Annotated in this window: 12 protein-coding genes; 9 read left to right on the forward strand and 3 right to left on the reverse strand. The window is 59.1% G+C overall.

What is annotated here, in order from left to right:
- Positions 1–6 precede the first annotated feature (6 nt).
- The 6 genes from lepB (at position 7) to acpS (ending at position 4,685) form a co-directional block, all read left to right on the forward strand.
- On the forward strand, positions 7–981 hold the full coding sequence (gene lepB / locus ABLV64_RS05850; RefSeq protein ID WP_004201827.1) for a signal peptidase I: 975 nt from the start codon (positions 7–9) through the stop codon (positions 979–981).
- A gap of 249 nt (positions 982–1,230) precedes the next feature.
- Complete coding sequence (rnc, locus tag ABLV64_RS05855; protein WP_002914065.1) at positions 1,231–1,911, forward strand: ribonuclease III; 681 nt, start codon at positions 1,231–1,233, stop codon at positions 1,909–1,911.
- On the forward strand, positions 1,908–2,813 hold the full coding sequence (era, locus tag ABLV64_RS05860) for a GTPase Era (protein WP_017900415.1): 906 nt from the start codon (positions 1,908–1,910) through the stop codon (positions 2,811–2,813). Before rnc ends, era begins: the two co-directional genes overlap by 4 nt.
- A gap of 11 nt (positions 2,814–2,824) precedes the next feature.
- The gene (gene recO, locus ABLV64_RS05865; protein ID WP_004201833.1) at positions 2,825–3,562 is read left to right on the forward strand and encodes a DNA repair protein RecO; all 738 of its coding nucleotides are present in this window, start codon (positions 2,825–2,827) and stop codon (positions 3,560–3,562) included.
- Positions 3,563–3,573: 11 nt separating this feature from the next.
- Complete coding sequence (gene pdxJ / locus ABLV64_RS05870; protein WP_017900416.1) at positions 3,574–4,305, forward strand: pyridoxine 5'-phosphate synthase; 732 nt, start codon at positions 3,574–3,576, stop codon at positions 4,303–4,305.
- Complete coding sequence (acpS, locus tag ABLV64_RS05875; RefSeq protein ID WP_004201835.1) at positions 4,305–4,685, forward strand: holo-ACP synthase; 381 nt, start codon at positions 4,305–4,307, stop codon at positions 4,683–4,685. The genes pdxJ and acpS overlap by 1 nt, the downstream gene beginning before the upstream one ends.
- 12 nt (positions 4,686–4,697) lie before the next feature.
- Here acpS and ABLV64_RS05880 read toward each other — a convergent pair whose 3' ends face one another.
- Both ABLV64_RS05880 and ABLV64_RS05885 read right to left on the reverse strand, forming a co-directional pair.
- Positions 4,698–4,958 carry a YfhL family 4Fe-4S dicluster ferredoxin gene (locus tag ABLV64_RS05880; protein WP_004144350.1) on the reverse strand — a complete coding sequence of 87 codons (261 nt, stop codon included), beginning with the start codon at positions 4,956–4,958 and terminating at the stop codon, positions 4,698–4,700.
- Positions 4,959–5,014: 56 nt separating this feature from the next.
- On the reverse strand, positions 5,015–5,863 hold the full coding sequence (locus tag ABLV64_RS05885) for a MurR/RpiR family transcriptional regulator (protein ID WP_017900417.1): 849 nt from the start codon (positions 5,861–5,863) through the stop codon (positions 5,015–5,017).
- Positions 5,864–6,074: 211 nt separating this feature from the next.
- On the opposite strand from ABLV64_RS05885, the gene yfhb reads away from it, so the two are divergent.
- Together yfhb and tadA are read left to right on the forward strand one after the other, a co-directional pair.
- A complete protein-coding gene (gene yfhb / locus ABLV64_RS05890) occupies positions 6,075–6,710 on the forward strand; it encodes a phosphatidylglycerophosphatase C (protein ID WP_017900418.1) in 636 nt (211 codons plus the stop codon).
- Between the two features lie 62 nt (positions 6,711–6,772).
- Complete coding sequence (tadA, locus tag ABLV64_RS05895) at positions 6,773–7,282, forward strand: tRNA adenosine(34) deaminase TadA (RefSeq protein ID WP_023318886.1); 510 nt, start codon at positions 6,773–6,775, stop codon at positions 7,280–7,282.
- Here tadA and mltF read toward each other — a convergent pair.
- Entirely contained in the window at positions 7,279–8,895 is a 1,617-nt protein-coding gene (gene mltF, locus ABLV64_RS05900) for a membrane-bound lytic murein transglycosylase MltF (RefSeq protein ID WP_094311772.1), read from the reverse strand. The two genes, tadA and mltF, sit on opposite strands and share 4 nt — an antisense overlap.
- A 175-nt stretch (positions 8,896–9,070) precedes the next feature.
- Between mltF and purL the strand changes: the two genes are divergently transcribed.
- A complete protein-coding gene (purL, locus tag ABLV64_RS05905; RefSeq protein WP_048325373.1) occupies positions 9,071–12,958 on the forward strand; it encodes a phosphoribosylformylglycinamidine synthase in 3,888 nt (1,295 codons plus the stop codon).
- Positions 12,959–13,284 lie beyond the last annotated feature (326 nt).

Consider the following 13,284-nt stretch of genomic DNA (forward strand, 5'->3'; position numbering starts at 1 on the left):
GTTGGCATGGCGAACATGTTTGCCCTGATCCTGGTGATTGCAACCCTGGTGACGGGCGTTTTATGGTGCCTGGACAAGTTCATTTTTGCACCGAAACGTCGTGAGCGTCAGGCCGCTGCTCAGGCAGCGACCGGCGAGCAGCTGGACAAAAAGACGTTGAAGAAAGTCGGCCCGAAACCGGGCTGGCTGGAAACCGGCGCATCGGTTTTCCCGGTGCTGGCGATCGTTCTGGTGGTACGTTCATTCATTTATGAGCCGTTCCAGATCCCATCCGGTTCGATGATGCCGACTCTGCTGATTGGCGATTTCATCCTGGTGGAGAAATTTGCCTACGGCATTAAAGATCCTATCTATCAGAAAACGCTGATCGAGACGGGTCATCCGAAGCGCGGCGACATCGTGGTGTTTAAATATCCGGAAGACCCGCGCCTGGACTACATCAAGCGCGCGGTGGGGCTACCGGGGGATAAGGTCACCTACGATCCGATTGCCAAGCAGGTCACTATTCAGCCGGGCTGTAGCTCCGGACAGGCCTGCGGCAACGCGCTGCCGGTGACTTACTCCAACGTGGAGCCGAGCGATTTCGTTCAGACTTTCTCCCGCAGCAACGGCGGCGAGGCGAGCAGCGGTTTCTGGCAGCTGCCGAAGGGCGAAACCAAAGCCGACGGCATTCGCCTCACCGAGCGTCAGGAGACGCTGGGCGACGTCACGCATCGTATTCTGATGGTGCCGATTGCTCAGGATCAGGCTGGCATGTATTACCATCAGAGCGGTCTGCCGCTGGCCACCTGGATTGTGCCGCCGGGTCAGTACTTCATGATGGGCGACAACCGGGATAACAGCGCCGACAGCCGTTACTGGGGCTTTGTGCCGGAAGCAAACCTGGTCGGAAAAGCCACCGCTATCTGGATGAGTTTTGAAAAGCAGGAAGGTGAATGGCCGACCGGTGTGCGGTTATCGCGCATTGGTGGAATTCATTAATTTCATCTGCTGAATTCACGCCGCTGCTGTTATCGCAGCGGCGTGAATTATTTAGTATTTAAATCCATTCAAACTAACGACATCCCGTGTCGTTGCGTATAGAATATCCCCCCGAAGTTTTTGGTTGTCGCTCTGCCGGGTGACACTGCACACGAAAGCGTATTGGTCTGTTTCAACTTCCTGTTTGAAGCGTATGCTCAGGTCGGTTTCGTGTGCTGCATCTTTGACGCATTCATTTATTGGTAACGCATGAACCCCATCGTAATTAATCGGCTTCAACGAAAGCTGGGCTACACTTTTCATCATCAGGAGCTGTTGCAACAGGCATTAACTCACCGCAGTGCCAGCAGCAAACATAATGAGCGCCTGGAATTTTTAGGCGACTCCATTTTAAGTTTCGTGATCGCTAACGCGCTGTATCATCGCTTTCCTCGCGTGGATGAAGGCGACATGAGCCGTATGCGCGCGACGCTGGTGCGCGGCAACACGCTGGCGGAAATCGCCCGCGAGTTTGAGCTGGGCGAATGCTTGCGCCTCGGGCCGGGCGAACTGAAAAGCGGCGGTTTCCGTCGCGAATCGATTCTCGCGGACACCGTTGAAGCGTTAATTGGCGGGGTTTTCCTCGACAGCGATATTCAGAACGTTGAACGCTTAATTCTCTCCTGGTACCAGACTCGTCTGGACGAAATCAGCCCGGGCGATAAGCAAAAGGATCCGAAGACGCGTCTGCAGGAGTATCTGCAGGGTCGTCATCTGCCGCTGCCGTCCTACCTGGTGGTCCAGGTGCGCGGCGAAGCGCACGATCAGGAATTTACTATCCACTGCCAGGTCAGTGGCCTGAGTGAACCGGTGGTTGGCACAGGTTCCAGCCGTCGTAAGGCGGAGCAGGCTGCCGCCGAACAGGCGCTGAAAAAGCTGGAGCTGGAATGAGCGAAGAAAAAAGTTATTGTGGGTTTGTCGCCATCGTGGGTCGTCCAAACGTTGGCAAATCCACGCTGTTGAATAAGCTGCTTGGGCAGAAGATCTCGATCACCTCCCGTAAAGCGCAGACCACCCGTCACCGCATCGTCGGCATCCATACCGAAGGGCCGTATCAGGCGATTTACGTCGATACTCCGGGCCTGCATATGGAAGAGAAGCGCGCCATTAACCGCCTGATGAACAAAGCGGCCAGCAGCTCGATTGGCGATGTTGAACTGGTCATCTTCGTGGTGGAAGGCACCCGCTGGACGCAGGACGACGAGATGGTGCTCAACAAGCTGCGCGACGCGAAAGCGCCGGTGATCCTCGCGGTCAACAAGGTAGATAACGTGCAGGAAAAAGCGGATCTGTTACCGCACCTGCAGTTCCTCGCCAGCCAGATGAACTTCCTTGATATCGTGCCGATGTCGGCGGAAACGGGGACCAACGTCGACACCATCGCGGCGATCGTGCGTAAGCATCTGCCGGAAGCGATCCATCACTTCCCGGAAGATTATATTACCGATCGTTCCCAGCGCTTTATGGCCTCCGAAATCATCCGTGAAAAACTGATGCGTTTCCTTGGCGCTGAGCTGCCGTACTCCGTCACCGTGGAAATCGAACGTTTTGTGACCAACGAGCGCGGCGGTTACGACATCAACGGCCTGATCCTCGTCGAGCGTGAAGGGCAGAAGAAGATGGTGATTGGCAACAAAGGCGCCAAAATCAAAACCATCGGTATCGAAGCGCGTAAGGACATGCAGGAGATGTTTGAAGCGCCGGTGCACCTCGAGCTGTGGGTTAAAGTGAAATCCGGCTGGGCCGATGACGAGCGCGCCCTGCGCAGTCTCGGTTATGTTGACGACCTCTGAGTTAACGCAACGTGGATGGATGGCAGCGCGCCTTTGTCCTGCATAGCCGACCGTGGAGCGAAACCAGCCTGATGCTGGACGTCTTCACGGAAGAATCCGGTCGCGTGCGCCTGGTTGCCAAGGGCGCACGCTCCAAACGCTCGAATCTTAAAGGCGCTTTACAGCCCTTTACCCCCTTGCTGGTTCGCTTCGGCGGCCGCGGCGAAGTCAAAACCCTGCGCAGCGCGGAAGCTGTCTCGCTGGCGCTGCCGCTCAGCGGCATCACCCTCTACAGCGGTCTTTACGTTAACGAGCTTATCTCCCGTGTGCTGGAGCACGAAACGCGCTTCTCCGAACTCTTTTTTGACTATTTGCACTGCATTCAGGCGCTCGCCGGGGCCAGCGGCTCGCCGGAGCCGGCGCTGCGGCGCTTTGAGCTGGCGCTGCTCGGGCACCTGGGCTATGGCGTGGATTTTCTCCACTGCGCCGGGAGCGGCGAGCCGGTGGACGACACCATGACCTACCGCTATCGCGAAGAAAAAGGCTTTATTGCCAGCCTGGTGATTGATAACAACACGTTTACCGGGCACCATTTGAAAGCGTTGGCGAGTCGCGAGTTTCCTGATGTTGATACGCTGCGCGCCGCGAAGCGCTTTACCCGTATCGCCCTGAAGCCCTATCTCGGCGGCAAACCGCTCAAGAGCCGGGAATTGTTTCGCCAGTTTATGCCCGCGCGAAAGGCGCGAGCGGATAATACGAAGAATGATTAACGAGGATTGTCATGGCTGAATTACTGTTAGGGGTCAATATTGACCATATCGCGACCTTGCGTAACGCCCGCGGCACCGCCTACCCGGATCCGGTTCAGGCGGCTTTCATTGCCGAACAGGCCGGCGCCGACGGCATTACCGTGCATCTGCGCGAAGACCGCCGCCATATCACCGATCGCGATGTGCGTATCCTGCGCCAGACGCTGCACACCCGCATGAATCTTGAAATGGCGGTCACCGAAGAGATGCTGACGATCGCCTGCGAAACCAAACCGCATTTCTGCTGCCTGGTGCCGGAGAAGCGCCAGGAAGTGACCACCGAAGGCGGGCTGGACGTCGCCGGCCAGCGCGACAAGATGCGTGATGCCTGTCAACGCCTGGCGGATGCCGGCATCCTGGTCTCCCTGTTTATCGATGCGGATGAAGCACAAATTAAAGCGGCAGCGGACGTTGGCGCGCCTTATATCGAAATCCATACCGGCTGCTATGCCGATGCTAAAACCGACGCCGAGCAGGCGAAGGAGCTGGAACGCATTGCCAAAGCGGCCGCCTACGCCGCCAGCCTCGGCCTGAAGGTCAATGCGGGTCACGGTCTGACCTATCACAACGTGAAAGCGATTGCCGCGCTGCCGGAAATGCATGAGCTGAATATCGGCCACGCGATTATTGGCCGCGCGGTGATGAGCGGCCTGAAAGAGGCGGTCGCGGAAATGAAGCGTCTGATGCTGGAAGCGCGCGGCTAATGGCCATTCTCGGGCTGGGTACCGACATCGTCGAGATCGCCCGCATCGAAGCGGTGATCGCCCGCAGCGGCGATCGCCTTGCCCGCCGGGTGCTGAGCGACCATGAATGGAGTATCTGGGAGCAGCATCAGCAGCCGGTGCGTTTCCTGGCGAAACGCTTTGCGGTCAAGGAAGCGGCGGCGAAAGCGCTGGGGACCGGGATCCGCAACGGGCTGGCCTTTAATCAGTTCGAAGTTTACAACGATGAGCTGGGCAAGCCGAAGCTGCGGCTATGGGGTGAGGCGCAACGGCTGGCGGAACGGTTGGGGGTGAGCCATATTCATGTCACGCTCGCCGATGAGCGCCATTACGCCTGCGCCACGGTGATTGTCGAAAGCTAAGCGCGACGGCGGTTAAATTTTATCCGCGTGGTGCATCAGGACGAATTTATCCCACAGCTGTTCTTCACTCTCGACGTGTGCCGGATCTTTCAGAATAGTATTCGGGATCGGGCACACCTTCTGGCAGGTGGGCGTATCGTAATGGCCCACGCATTCGGTGCAGCGGTCGCTGTTAATTTCATAAATGCTGTCACCCATCGAAATGGCCTCATTGGGGCACTCCGGCTCGCACATATCGCAGTTGATGCATTTTTTGGTAATTAACAGCGCCATCAGGAAAATCTCAGAAACAACACAAACAGGGCGGGCATTATACGCCCATTTTCTGCTCAGACCAGCTTTTTCACCAGCGCTTCGCTATGGCGAATGCGCTCCGGCGCCCGCTCCAGATCCTGCTGCACCAGCCCCATAAACAGCAGGTCGGTGAGCATCATTTGCGCGCTGGTGGAGGAGATGGCCGCGCTGCGCGTCGCCTGCTCTTCGGCGATAGTATACAGGCAGTGGGTCGCCTGCTGCTGCAGGGCGTTAGGGCTAAAGCCGGTGATCGCCAGGATCTTACAGCCGACGCGCAGCGCTTCACCGGCCGCCATATTGATCTCCCGACGCTCGCCGGAGTAAGAGATCGCCAGCAGCAGATCGTCGCTGGACATGGCCTGCACCGTCGCCAGCAGAGCGTGCATATCCTGCTCAGAGACAGCGTTGACGCCGATCTTCATCAGCTTCCAGCTAAAGTTACGCGCCACCAGGCCGGACGCGCCAATCCCGGTGACGATCACCCGCCGGGCGTTGCGCAGCAGCGTGACGGCTTCCCGCAGCGTCTCTTCAGTGTTGACGTCCAGCGAGGCATGCATGGCGGCGACATTGTCTTTGATGAGTTTCTCGCCCACCAGACGTAGCGGGTCGTCACCGCGAATGTGGTTATGTACCGGGACGGAGTGCGGATCCGGGCTGCTGGCCAGCGCTTCACTCAGCGCCAGCTTCAGCGCCGGAAAGCCTTTGAACCCCAGTTTTTGGGCAAATTTAACCACGCTGGACTGACTCACCCCGGCTTCCGTCGCCAGCTGCTGTGAGCTGAGGTGCCGGGTGTCATCGGGTTGGCTCAGAATAAAATCGGCCAACTTTTTGTCGCTCGCCGCCAGGGTGGGATAGCGCTGACGAATACGCGTTAAACAGTTCATTGGAGCTCCGCTGGAGCCGTCCGGCTCGTGACTGACAGAATTTTTATTCGATTATAAGGGGTATACCACGAATTAAAAATTCATAAGCCACAATTTTTCCTTCGCCTGCTAATTTAATTCTTCCTTAACGGCAGGGATGTTTTCCCTCTTCATGGCATAAGACTGTTAAGCTTACCCTAACGAGAAGTGAATCCTGAGAGAAGGGGGCAGTTTGCAGCACAGTGAACGGAGAGTGGTGTTTTTCGATCTGGACGGAACCTTGCATCAACAGGATATGTTCGGCAGTTTTCTGCGCTACCTGCTGCGCCATCTGCCGCTGAACCTGCTGCTGGTGGTGGCGATGGGGCCGGCGATCCTTGCCGGGCTGGCGGTGTGCGGGAGGGCGGCGCGCTGGCCGATGAGCCTCCTGCTGTGGGCGTCAACCTTTGGCCGTCGCGAGGCGGTACTGAAGCGGCTGGAAGCGGAGTTTGTCGGCTGGTTTCGTCATCATGTGACAGCGTTTCCCGTGGTTCATGCGCGGCTGACGGCCTACCTGACCAGTACCGATGCCGACGTCTGGTTGATCACCGGCTCGCCGCAGTCGCTGGTGGAACAGGTTTATCGCGATACCCTCTGGCTGCCGCGGGTGAATCTGATAGCCAGCCGAACCGCGCGCCGCTGGGGCGGCTGGGTATTGACCCTGCGCTGCCTGGGCCATGAAAAGGTGGTGCAGCTGGAGAAAAAGATTGGCGCACCGCTGCAGCTGTATAGCGGCTATAGCGACAGTGAGCAGGATAACCCGTTGCTCGGCTTTTGCCAGCATCGCTGGCGGGTCACCCCGCAGGGAGAGCTGCAGCAGCTGGAGTAATAGTGTGTAATTGATAGCTCCCATGTATAATGCGCCCCGCTTTTTCTGCTGGAGTGGCCGCTGTGTCTGACCTCGAACTCAATGATGAATACTGGATGCGTCATGCCCTGACGCTGGCGAAGCGCGCCTGGGAAGAGGGTGAGGTGCCGGTGGGCGCGGTGCTGGTGCATAACAATCAGGTCATTGGCGAGGGTTGGAACCGACCGATAGGCCGTCACGACCCTACCGCCCATGCGGAAATTATGGCCTTACGCCAGGGCGGACTGGTGCTGCAAAACTACCGGCTGATCGACGCCACGCTGTACGTGACCCTCGAGCCCTGCGTGATGTGCGCGGGGGCGATGGTGCACAGCCGTATCGCCCGCCTGGTGTTTGGCGCCAGGGATGCTAAGACCGGCGCCGCCGGCTCGCTGATGGATGTTCTGCACCACCCGGGAATGAACCATCGGGTTGAGATTAGCGAAGGCGTGCTGGCGGAGTCCTGCTCTGCCATGCTGAGCGACTTCTTCCGCTGGCGGCGGGAAGAGAAAAAAGCGCTGAAGAAAGCCCGGGAGCAGAACGGGGAAAGTTAATACAGGTGGCCCGGGAGTTTCATCCGGGCATTATCCATCTGTTTTTCGGCGCGAAACTTGAAAAAGGGCAGGGTGGTCTCCTGCGGCTGTTCGAGCTCATTGGGGAGCACGGCCGGGTAATCTTCCGCCAGGGCCAGCGTTTGCTGCTGCTGGCGCTCCTTCTCTGACAAATAGCCGACAAGGCTTATCTGATATTTGCGGATGTTTTCCACATAGGCGTAGGCCTCATGGCCGCGGGCATAGCCGTATTTTAGTTTGCTGTAATAGGGTTTCTGGCTCAGCAGCGGTAAACGCAGCTTAACGTCCGCCCAGCTGTTAGGATTGCCTTTCTGTTTGCGGGTGAGCGCCATGGCGTCCAGCATATGGGCATAGCCCATATTGTAAGCGGCCAGCGCAAACCAGATGCGTTCATCTTTCGGGATCGAATCCGGCACTTTATCCATCATATCCTGTAGATAGCGCATGCCGCCGTCGATACTCTGCGCCGCATCGGTCCGGTCAGTCAGCCCCAGACTTTGCGCCGTATTGCGCGTGAGCATCATCATGCCGCGCACGCCGGTAGGAGAGGTGGCCTGTGGATCCCAGTGGGATTCCTGCCAGGCGATGGCGGCCAGCAGGCGCCAGTCGATCTCGCGGGCGTACTTTTCAAACAGCGGCTGCACCTCCGGAAGAATGTTTTCCACCGCGCGCAGGAAGGTGCGGGTATCGACGTAATCAAAATCGTTGCCGTGGCCGAGGTACTTCTCCTCCAGGCGCGCCAGGGTGCCGTCTTCATTGATGTTGTTGAAGAAATCAAGCATCGCCGCCGACAGGGAATTATCATCGTCCCGGGCGCTGAACCAGGTGACCGGCTGTTCGTCGGTGATATCGAGGGCTACCGCCAGCTCCGGATGGACGCGCTGAAACAGGCTGACGGCCACCGAGTCGGCGATGGTGTAATCGAGTTTGCCGTCAATCACCGCCTGCATCAGCGCCGTGGTGCCGCGCTTTTCGTCCACGCGCCAGGCAAGATCCGGGTATTTCTCGGCTTTTAAGGTCTGCAGGTCGTTGATCGCCACGTGGCCCGGAGCGATGGCGAGCTGCTCGGCGGTCAGCGCCGCGAGGGTGCGCGGCCGGGTATTGCCGACGCGGTAGACCAGCTGTTGCGAAACAGAATAGTAGGTGGGGCCGGCCTGATAGTTTTTCACCCGCTCCTGGTTATAGACCAGCCCGGCAGCCAGCATATCGGCCTGACCGTCGTCGAGGTCGTCAAACAGCTGGCTGATGTTCTGCCGGACGGTTATCTTAAGCGTCACGCCGAGGTAGTCGGCAAACTGCTTCGCCAGTTCGTAGTCCAGGCCGAACGTTTTATTGTTCATGGTGGCAAAGGTCATCGGCGAGTTGATGGTGCTGATGCGCAGCTCGCCGCGAGCGATAATACCCGCCACCCGGTTCTCGGGTTTACCGGACCAGGGGATCGACGGCCACAGGGCAGCCGCCAGCAAAAGGGTGACAATGCCGATCAGCAGATAATTAATCTTTAATTTTTTCAGCGCGTTAATCTTCTGCAGCTTCAGGTTCCTCAGCAGGCGATGTCCGGAAAAAACGCAAGGTTGTCGTCGAATGAGCGGCATTCTGCTTAAGAATGCGCCAGTTGGCAACTTATTCGCGATAGGCGTCACATTTATTGATAAACAGCATCAATGATTTTATTTCTACGCAAACGGTTTCGTCGGGGCGCAGGATTCACTATAATGACGCCCGTTTCCCCCCCTGGCTCACCCTGAAAGCTTCGAAGACGAGAGACTTATGATGGAAATTTTGCGTGGTTCACCTGCACTGTCGGCATTCCGTATTAATAAACTGCTGGCACGATTTCAGGCGGCCAACCTTCCGGTAAGCGCCATATACGCCGAGTATATTCATTTTGCCGATCTGAACGCCCCGCTGAGCGCTGACGATCGCGAGCGCCTGGCGCGACTGCTTAAATATGGCCCGAGCTTAAACAGCCATACCCCGACCGGTAAATTACTGCTCGTGACCCCTCGCCCTGGCACCATCTCTCCCTGGTCTTCTAAAGCTACCGATATCGCCCATAACTGCGGCCTGGCTCAGGTTGTGCGTCTGGAGCGCGGCGTGGCGTATTATGTTGAAGCCTCGACCCTGAGCGAAGCGCAGTGGACCGCGGTGGCGGCGGAACTGCACGACCGCATGATGGAGAGCGTCTTCGACGCGCTGGAAGCGGGCGAAAAGCTGTTCGCTCACCATCAGCCGACGCCGGTGACCAGCGTTGACCTGCTGGGCGAAGGGCGTCAGGCGCTGATTGACGCCAACCTCCGTTTGGGTCTGGCGCTGGCAGATGACGAAATTGACTACCTGCAGGACGCGTTTACCCGTCTGGGACGCAATCCGAACGACATCGAGCTGTACATGTTCGCCCAGGCGAACTCAGAGCACTGTCGCCACAAGATTTTCAACGCCGACTGGATCATCGACGGCGAACAGCAGCCGAAGTCGCTGTTCAAAATGATCAAAAACACCTTCGAAAAAACGCCGGACTACGTCCTGTCGGCCTATAAAGACAACGCCGCGGTGATGGAAGGGTCTGAAGTGGGGCGCTATTTTGCCGACCACCAGACCGGGCGCTACGACTTCCATCAGGAGCCGGCGCACATTCTGATGAAGGTGGAAACCCATAACCACCCGACGGCCATCTCCCCATGGCCGGGCGCGGCAACCGGCTCCGGCGGCGAGATCCGCGATGAAGGCGCCACCGGCCGCGGCGCGAAGCCGAAAGCGGGTCTGGTGGGCTTCTCGGTTTCCAACCTGCGCATCCCGGGCTTCGAACAGCCGTGGGAAGAAGATTTCGGGAAACCGGATCGCATCGTCACCGCCCTGGACATCATGACCGAAGGCCCGCTGGGCGGCGCGGCGTTTAACAACGAATTTGGTCGTCCGGCGCTGAACGGCTACTTCCGCACCTATGAAGAGAAAGTCACCAGCCATAACGGCGAAGAGCTGCGCGGCTACCACAAACCGATCATGCTGGCCGGCGGTATCGGCAACATCCGCGGCGAGCACGTGCAGAAGGGCGAGATTACCGTCGGCGCGAAGCTGATCGTGCTGGGCGGCCCGGCGATGAACATCGGCCTCGGCGGCGGCGCGGCGTCTTCCATGGCCTCCGGTCAGTCCGATGCCGACCTCGATTTCGCCTCCGTCCAGCGTGACAACCCGGAAATGGAGCGTCGCTGTCAGGAGGTGATCGACCGCTGCTGGCAGCTGGGCGACGCCAACCCGATCCTGTTTATCCACGACGTCGGCGCCGGCGGTCTCTCCAACGCCATGCCGGAGCTGGTTAGCGACGGCGGCCGCGGCGGTAAATTCCAGCTGCGCGATATCCTGAGCGATGAGCCAGGCATGAGCCCGCTGGAGATCTGGTGTAACGAATCGCAGGAACGTTATGTCCTGGCGGTCGCCCCGGAGCAACTGCCGCTGTTCGACGAGCTGTGCCGCCGCGAGCGCGCGCCTTATGCGGTTATCGGCGAAGCCACCGCCGAGCAGCACCTGAGCCTGAGCGACAGCCACTTTAACGATCAGCCGATCGATCTGCCGCTGGACGTCCTGCTTGGTAAAACGCCGAAAATGACCCGCGACGTGCAGACTCTGAAAGCCCAGGGCAGCGCGCTGGATCGCCAACCGATCACCATCGCCGACGCGGTTAACCGCGTACTGCACCTGCCGACGGTGGCCGAGAAAACCTTCCTCGTGACCATCGGCGATCGCACCGTGACCGGCATGGTCGCTCGCGACCAGATGGTCGGCCCGTGGCAGATCCCGGTGGCCAACTGCGCGGTAACCACCGCCAGCCTCGACAGCTACTACGGCGAAGCGATGGCGATGGGCGAGCGCGCCCCGGTTGCTCTGCTGGACTTCGCCGCCTCCGGCCGTCTGGCGGTTGGCGAAGCGCTGACCAACATCGCCGCCACGCAGATTGGCGAGCTGAACCGCGTGAAGCTGTCGGCTAACTGGATGGCCGCTGCCGGCCACCCGGGCGAAGACGCTGGCCTGTATGAGGCGGTGAAAGCGGTGGGCGAAGAGCTGTGCCCGGCGCTGGGCCTGACCATTCCGGTCGGCAAAGACTCAATGTCGATGAAAACCCGCTGGCAGGAAGGCAGCGAGCAGCGTGAGATGACCTCTCCGCTGTCGCTGGTGATCTCCGCCTTCGCCCGTGTCGAAGATGTTCGTCATACCGTCACGCCGCAGCTCTCGACGGAAGATAACGCCCTGCTGTTGATCGACCTCGGTAAAGGGCACAACGCGCTGGGCGCGACGGCGCTGGCGCAGGTCTATCGCCAGCTCGGCGACAAGCCGGCTGACGTGCGCGATGTCGCGCAGCTGAAAGGCTTCTGGGATGCGATGCAGGCCCTGGTGGCGCAGCGTAAACTGCTGGCCTACCACGACCGCTCCGACGGCGGCCTGCTGGTCACCCTGGCGGAAATGGCCTTTACCGGCCACTGCGGTGTGGAGGCGGATATCGCCGCGCTGGGCGACGACCGTCTGGCGGCGCTGTTCAACGAAGAGCTGGGGGCGGTGATCCAGGTCCGCGCCGCAGACCGTGAGGCGGTGGAAGCCATTCTGGCAGTTAACGGCCTGGCGGACTGTGTGCATTACCTCGGTAAAGCGGTCGAGGGCGATCGCTTCGTGCTGACCGCCGGCGATCAGACGGTGTTTAGCGAAAGCCGCACCACGCTGCGCATGTGGTGGGCGGAAACCACCTGGCAGATGCAGCGTCTGCGCGACAACCCGGCCTGCGCCGATCAGGAGCACGAGGCGAAAGCCAACGACGCCGACCCGGGCCTCAATGTGAAGCTCTCGTTTGATATTAATGACGATGTCGCCGCACCGTACATTGCCACCGGCGCGCGTCCGAAAGTGGCCGTCCTGCGCGAGCAGGGTGTGAACTCTCACGTTGAAATGGCGGCGGCCTTCCATCGCGCTGGCTTTGACGCCATTGACGTGCATATGAGCGACCTGCTGGCGGGCCGCACCGGTCTCGGCGATTTCCATGCCCTGGTGGCCTGCGGCGGCTTCTCCTACGGCGACGTGCTGGGGGCAGGTGAAGGCTGGGCGAAGTCGATTCTGTTCAACGAGCGCGTGCGCGATGAGTTCGCGACCTTCTTCCATCGTCCGCAGACCCTGGCGCTCGGCGTGTGCAACGGCTGTCAGATGATGTCCAATCTGCGCGAGCTGATCCCGGGCAGCGACCTGTGGCCGCGCTTTGTGCGCAACCACTCTGACCGCTTTGAAGCGCGCTTCAGCCTGGTGGAAGTGACGCAAAGCCCGTCTCTGCTGCTGCAAGGCATGGTTGGCTCACAGATGCCGATTGCGGTCTCCCACGGCGAAGGTCAGGTGGAAGTGCGCGACAGCGCGCATCTGGCCCAGCTGGAGAGCAAAGGCCTGGTGGCGCTGCGCTTCGTGGATAACTTCGGCAAAGTGACCGAAACCTATCCGGCGAACCCGAACGGTTCCCCGAACGGTATCACCGCCGTGACCAGCGAAAGCGGGCGCGCGACCATCATGATGCCGCACCCGGAACGCGTCTTCCGCACCGTAAGCAACTCCTGGCACCCGGAAAACTGGGGCGAAGACAGCCCGTGGATGCGTATCTTCCGCAATGCGCGTAAACAGCTGGGTTAATTTTCCCGCAGCGTGTCACGCGAACGTATCGGCCCCCTGCTCAGGCAGGGGGCTTTTTTTATATGTGACGGCCGGCACGCCAGGGTGTCGGGAATCACCGACAACCGGCATATTGCAGTGTCGCCAAAAGGCGACACTTAAGTTATTGATTTAAATGATGAGTAACTTGGGATACATTTGGTGTCGCTAATTGGCGACGCTATGGATAAAAAGTGTACTGCGCTGGGGTGGCTGGCTTTTATGGTTAAAGCCATATATATCAATGTGTTAATAAAATGTTTGGAAAGGTGGCATAGTTCATGCATAATAATAACCAGTGGCTCATT

The sequence above is a fragment of the Klebsiella sp. JB_Kp031 genome (assembly GCF_040064295.1).
Classification (GTDB): domain Bacteria; phylum Pseudomonadota; class Gammaproteobacteria; order Enterobacterales; family Enterobacteriaceae; genus Klebsiella; species Klebsiella quasipneumoniae.

What these genes read in the sequence shown, in the direction of transcription:
- acpS (WP_004201835.1), top strand. Translation starts at nt 4,305, where the DNA reads ATGGCCATTCTCGGGCTGGGTACCGACATCGTCGAGATCGCCCGCATC.
- rnc (WP_002914065.1), top strand. Translation starts at nt 1,231, where the DNA reads ATGAACCCCATCGTAATTAATCGGCTTCAACGAAAGCTGGGCTACACT.
- ABLV64_RS05885 (WP_017900417.1), bottom strand. Translation starts at nt 5,863, where the DNA reads ATGAACTGTTTAACGCGTATTCGTCAGCGCTATCCCACCCTGGCGGCG.
- lepB (WP_004201827.1), top strand. Translation starts at nt 7, where the DNA reads ATGGCGAACATGTTTGCCCTGATCCTGGTGATTGCAACCCTGGTGACG.
- era (WP_017900415.1), top strand. Translation starts at nt 1,908, where the DNA reads ATGAGCGAAGAAAAAAGTTATTGTGGGTTTGTCGCCATCGTGGGTCGT.
- pdxJ (WP_017900416.1), top strand. Translation starts at nt 3,574, where the DNA reads ATGGCTGAATTACTGTTAGGGGTCAATATTGACCATATCGCGACCTTG.
- ABLV64_RS05880 (WP_004144350.1), bottom strand. Translation starts at nt 4,958, where the DNA reads ATGGCGCTGTTAATTACCAAAAAATGCATCAACTGCGATATGTGCGAG.
- purL (WP_048325373.1), top strand. Translation starts at nt 9,071, where the DNA reads ATGATGGAAATTTTGCGTGGTTCACCTGCACTGTCGGCATTCCGTATT.
- mltF (WP_094311772.1), bottom strand. Translation starts at nt 8,895, where the DNA reads ATGCCGCTCATTCGACGACAACCTTGCGTTTTTTCCGGACATCGCCTG.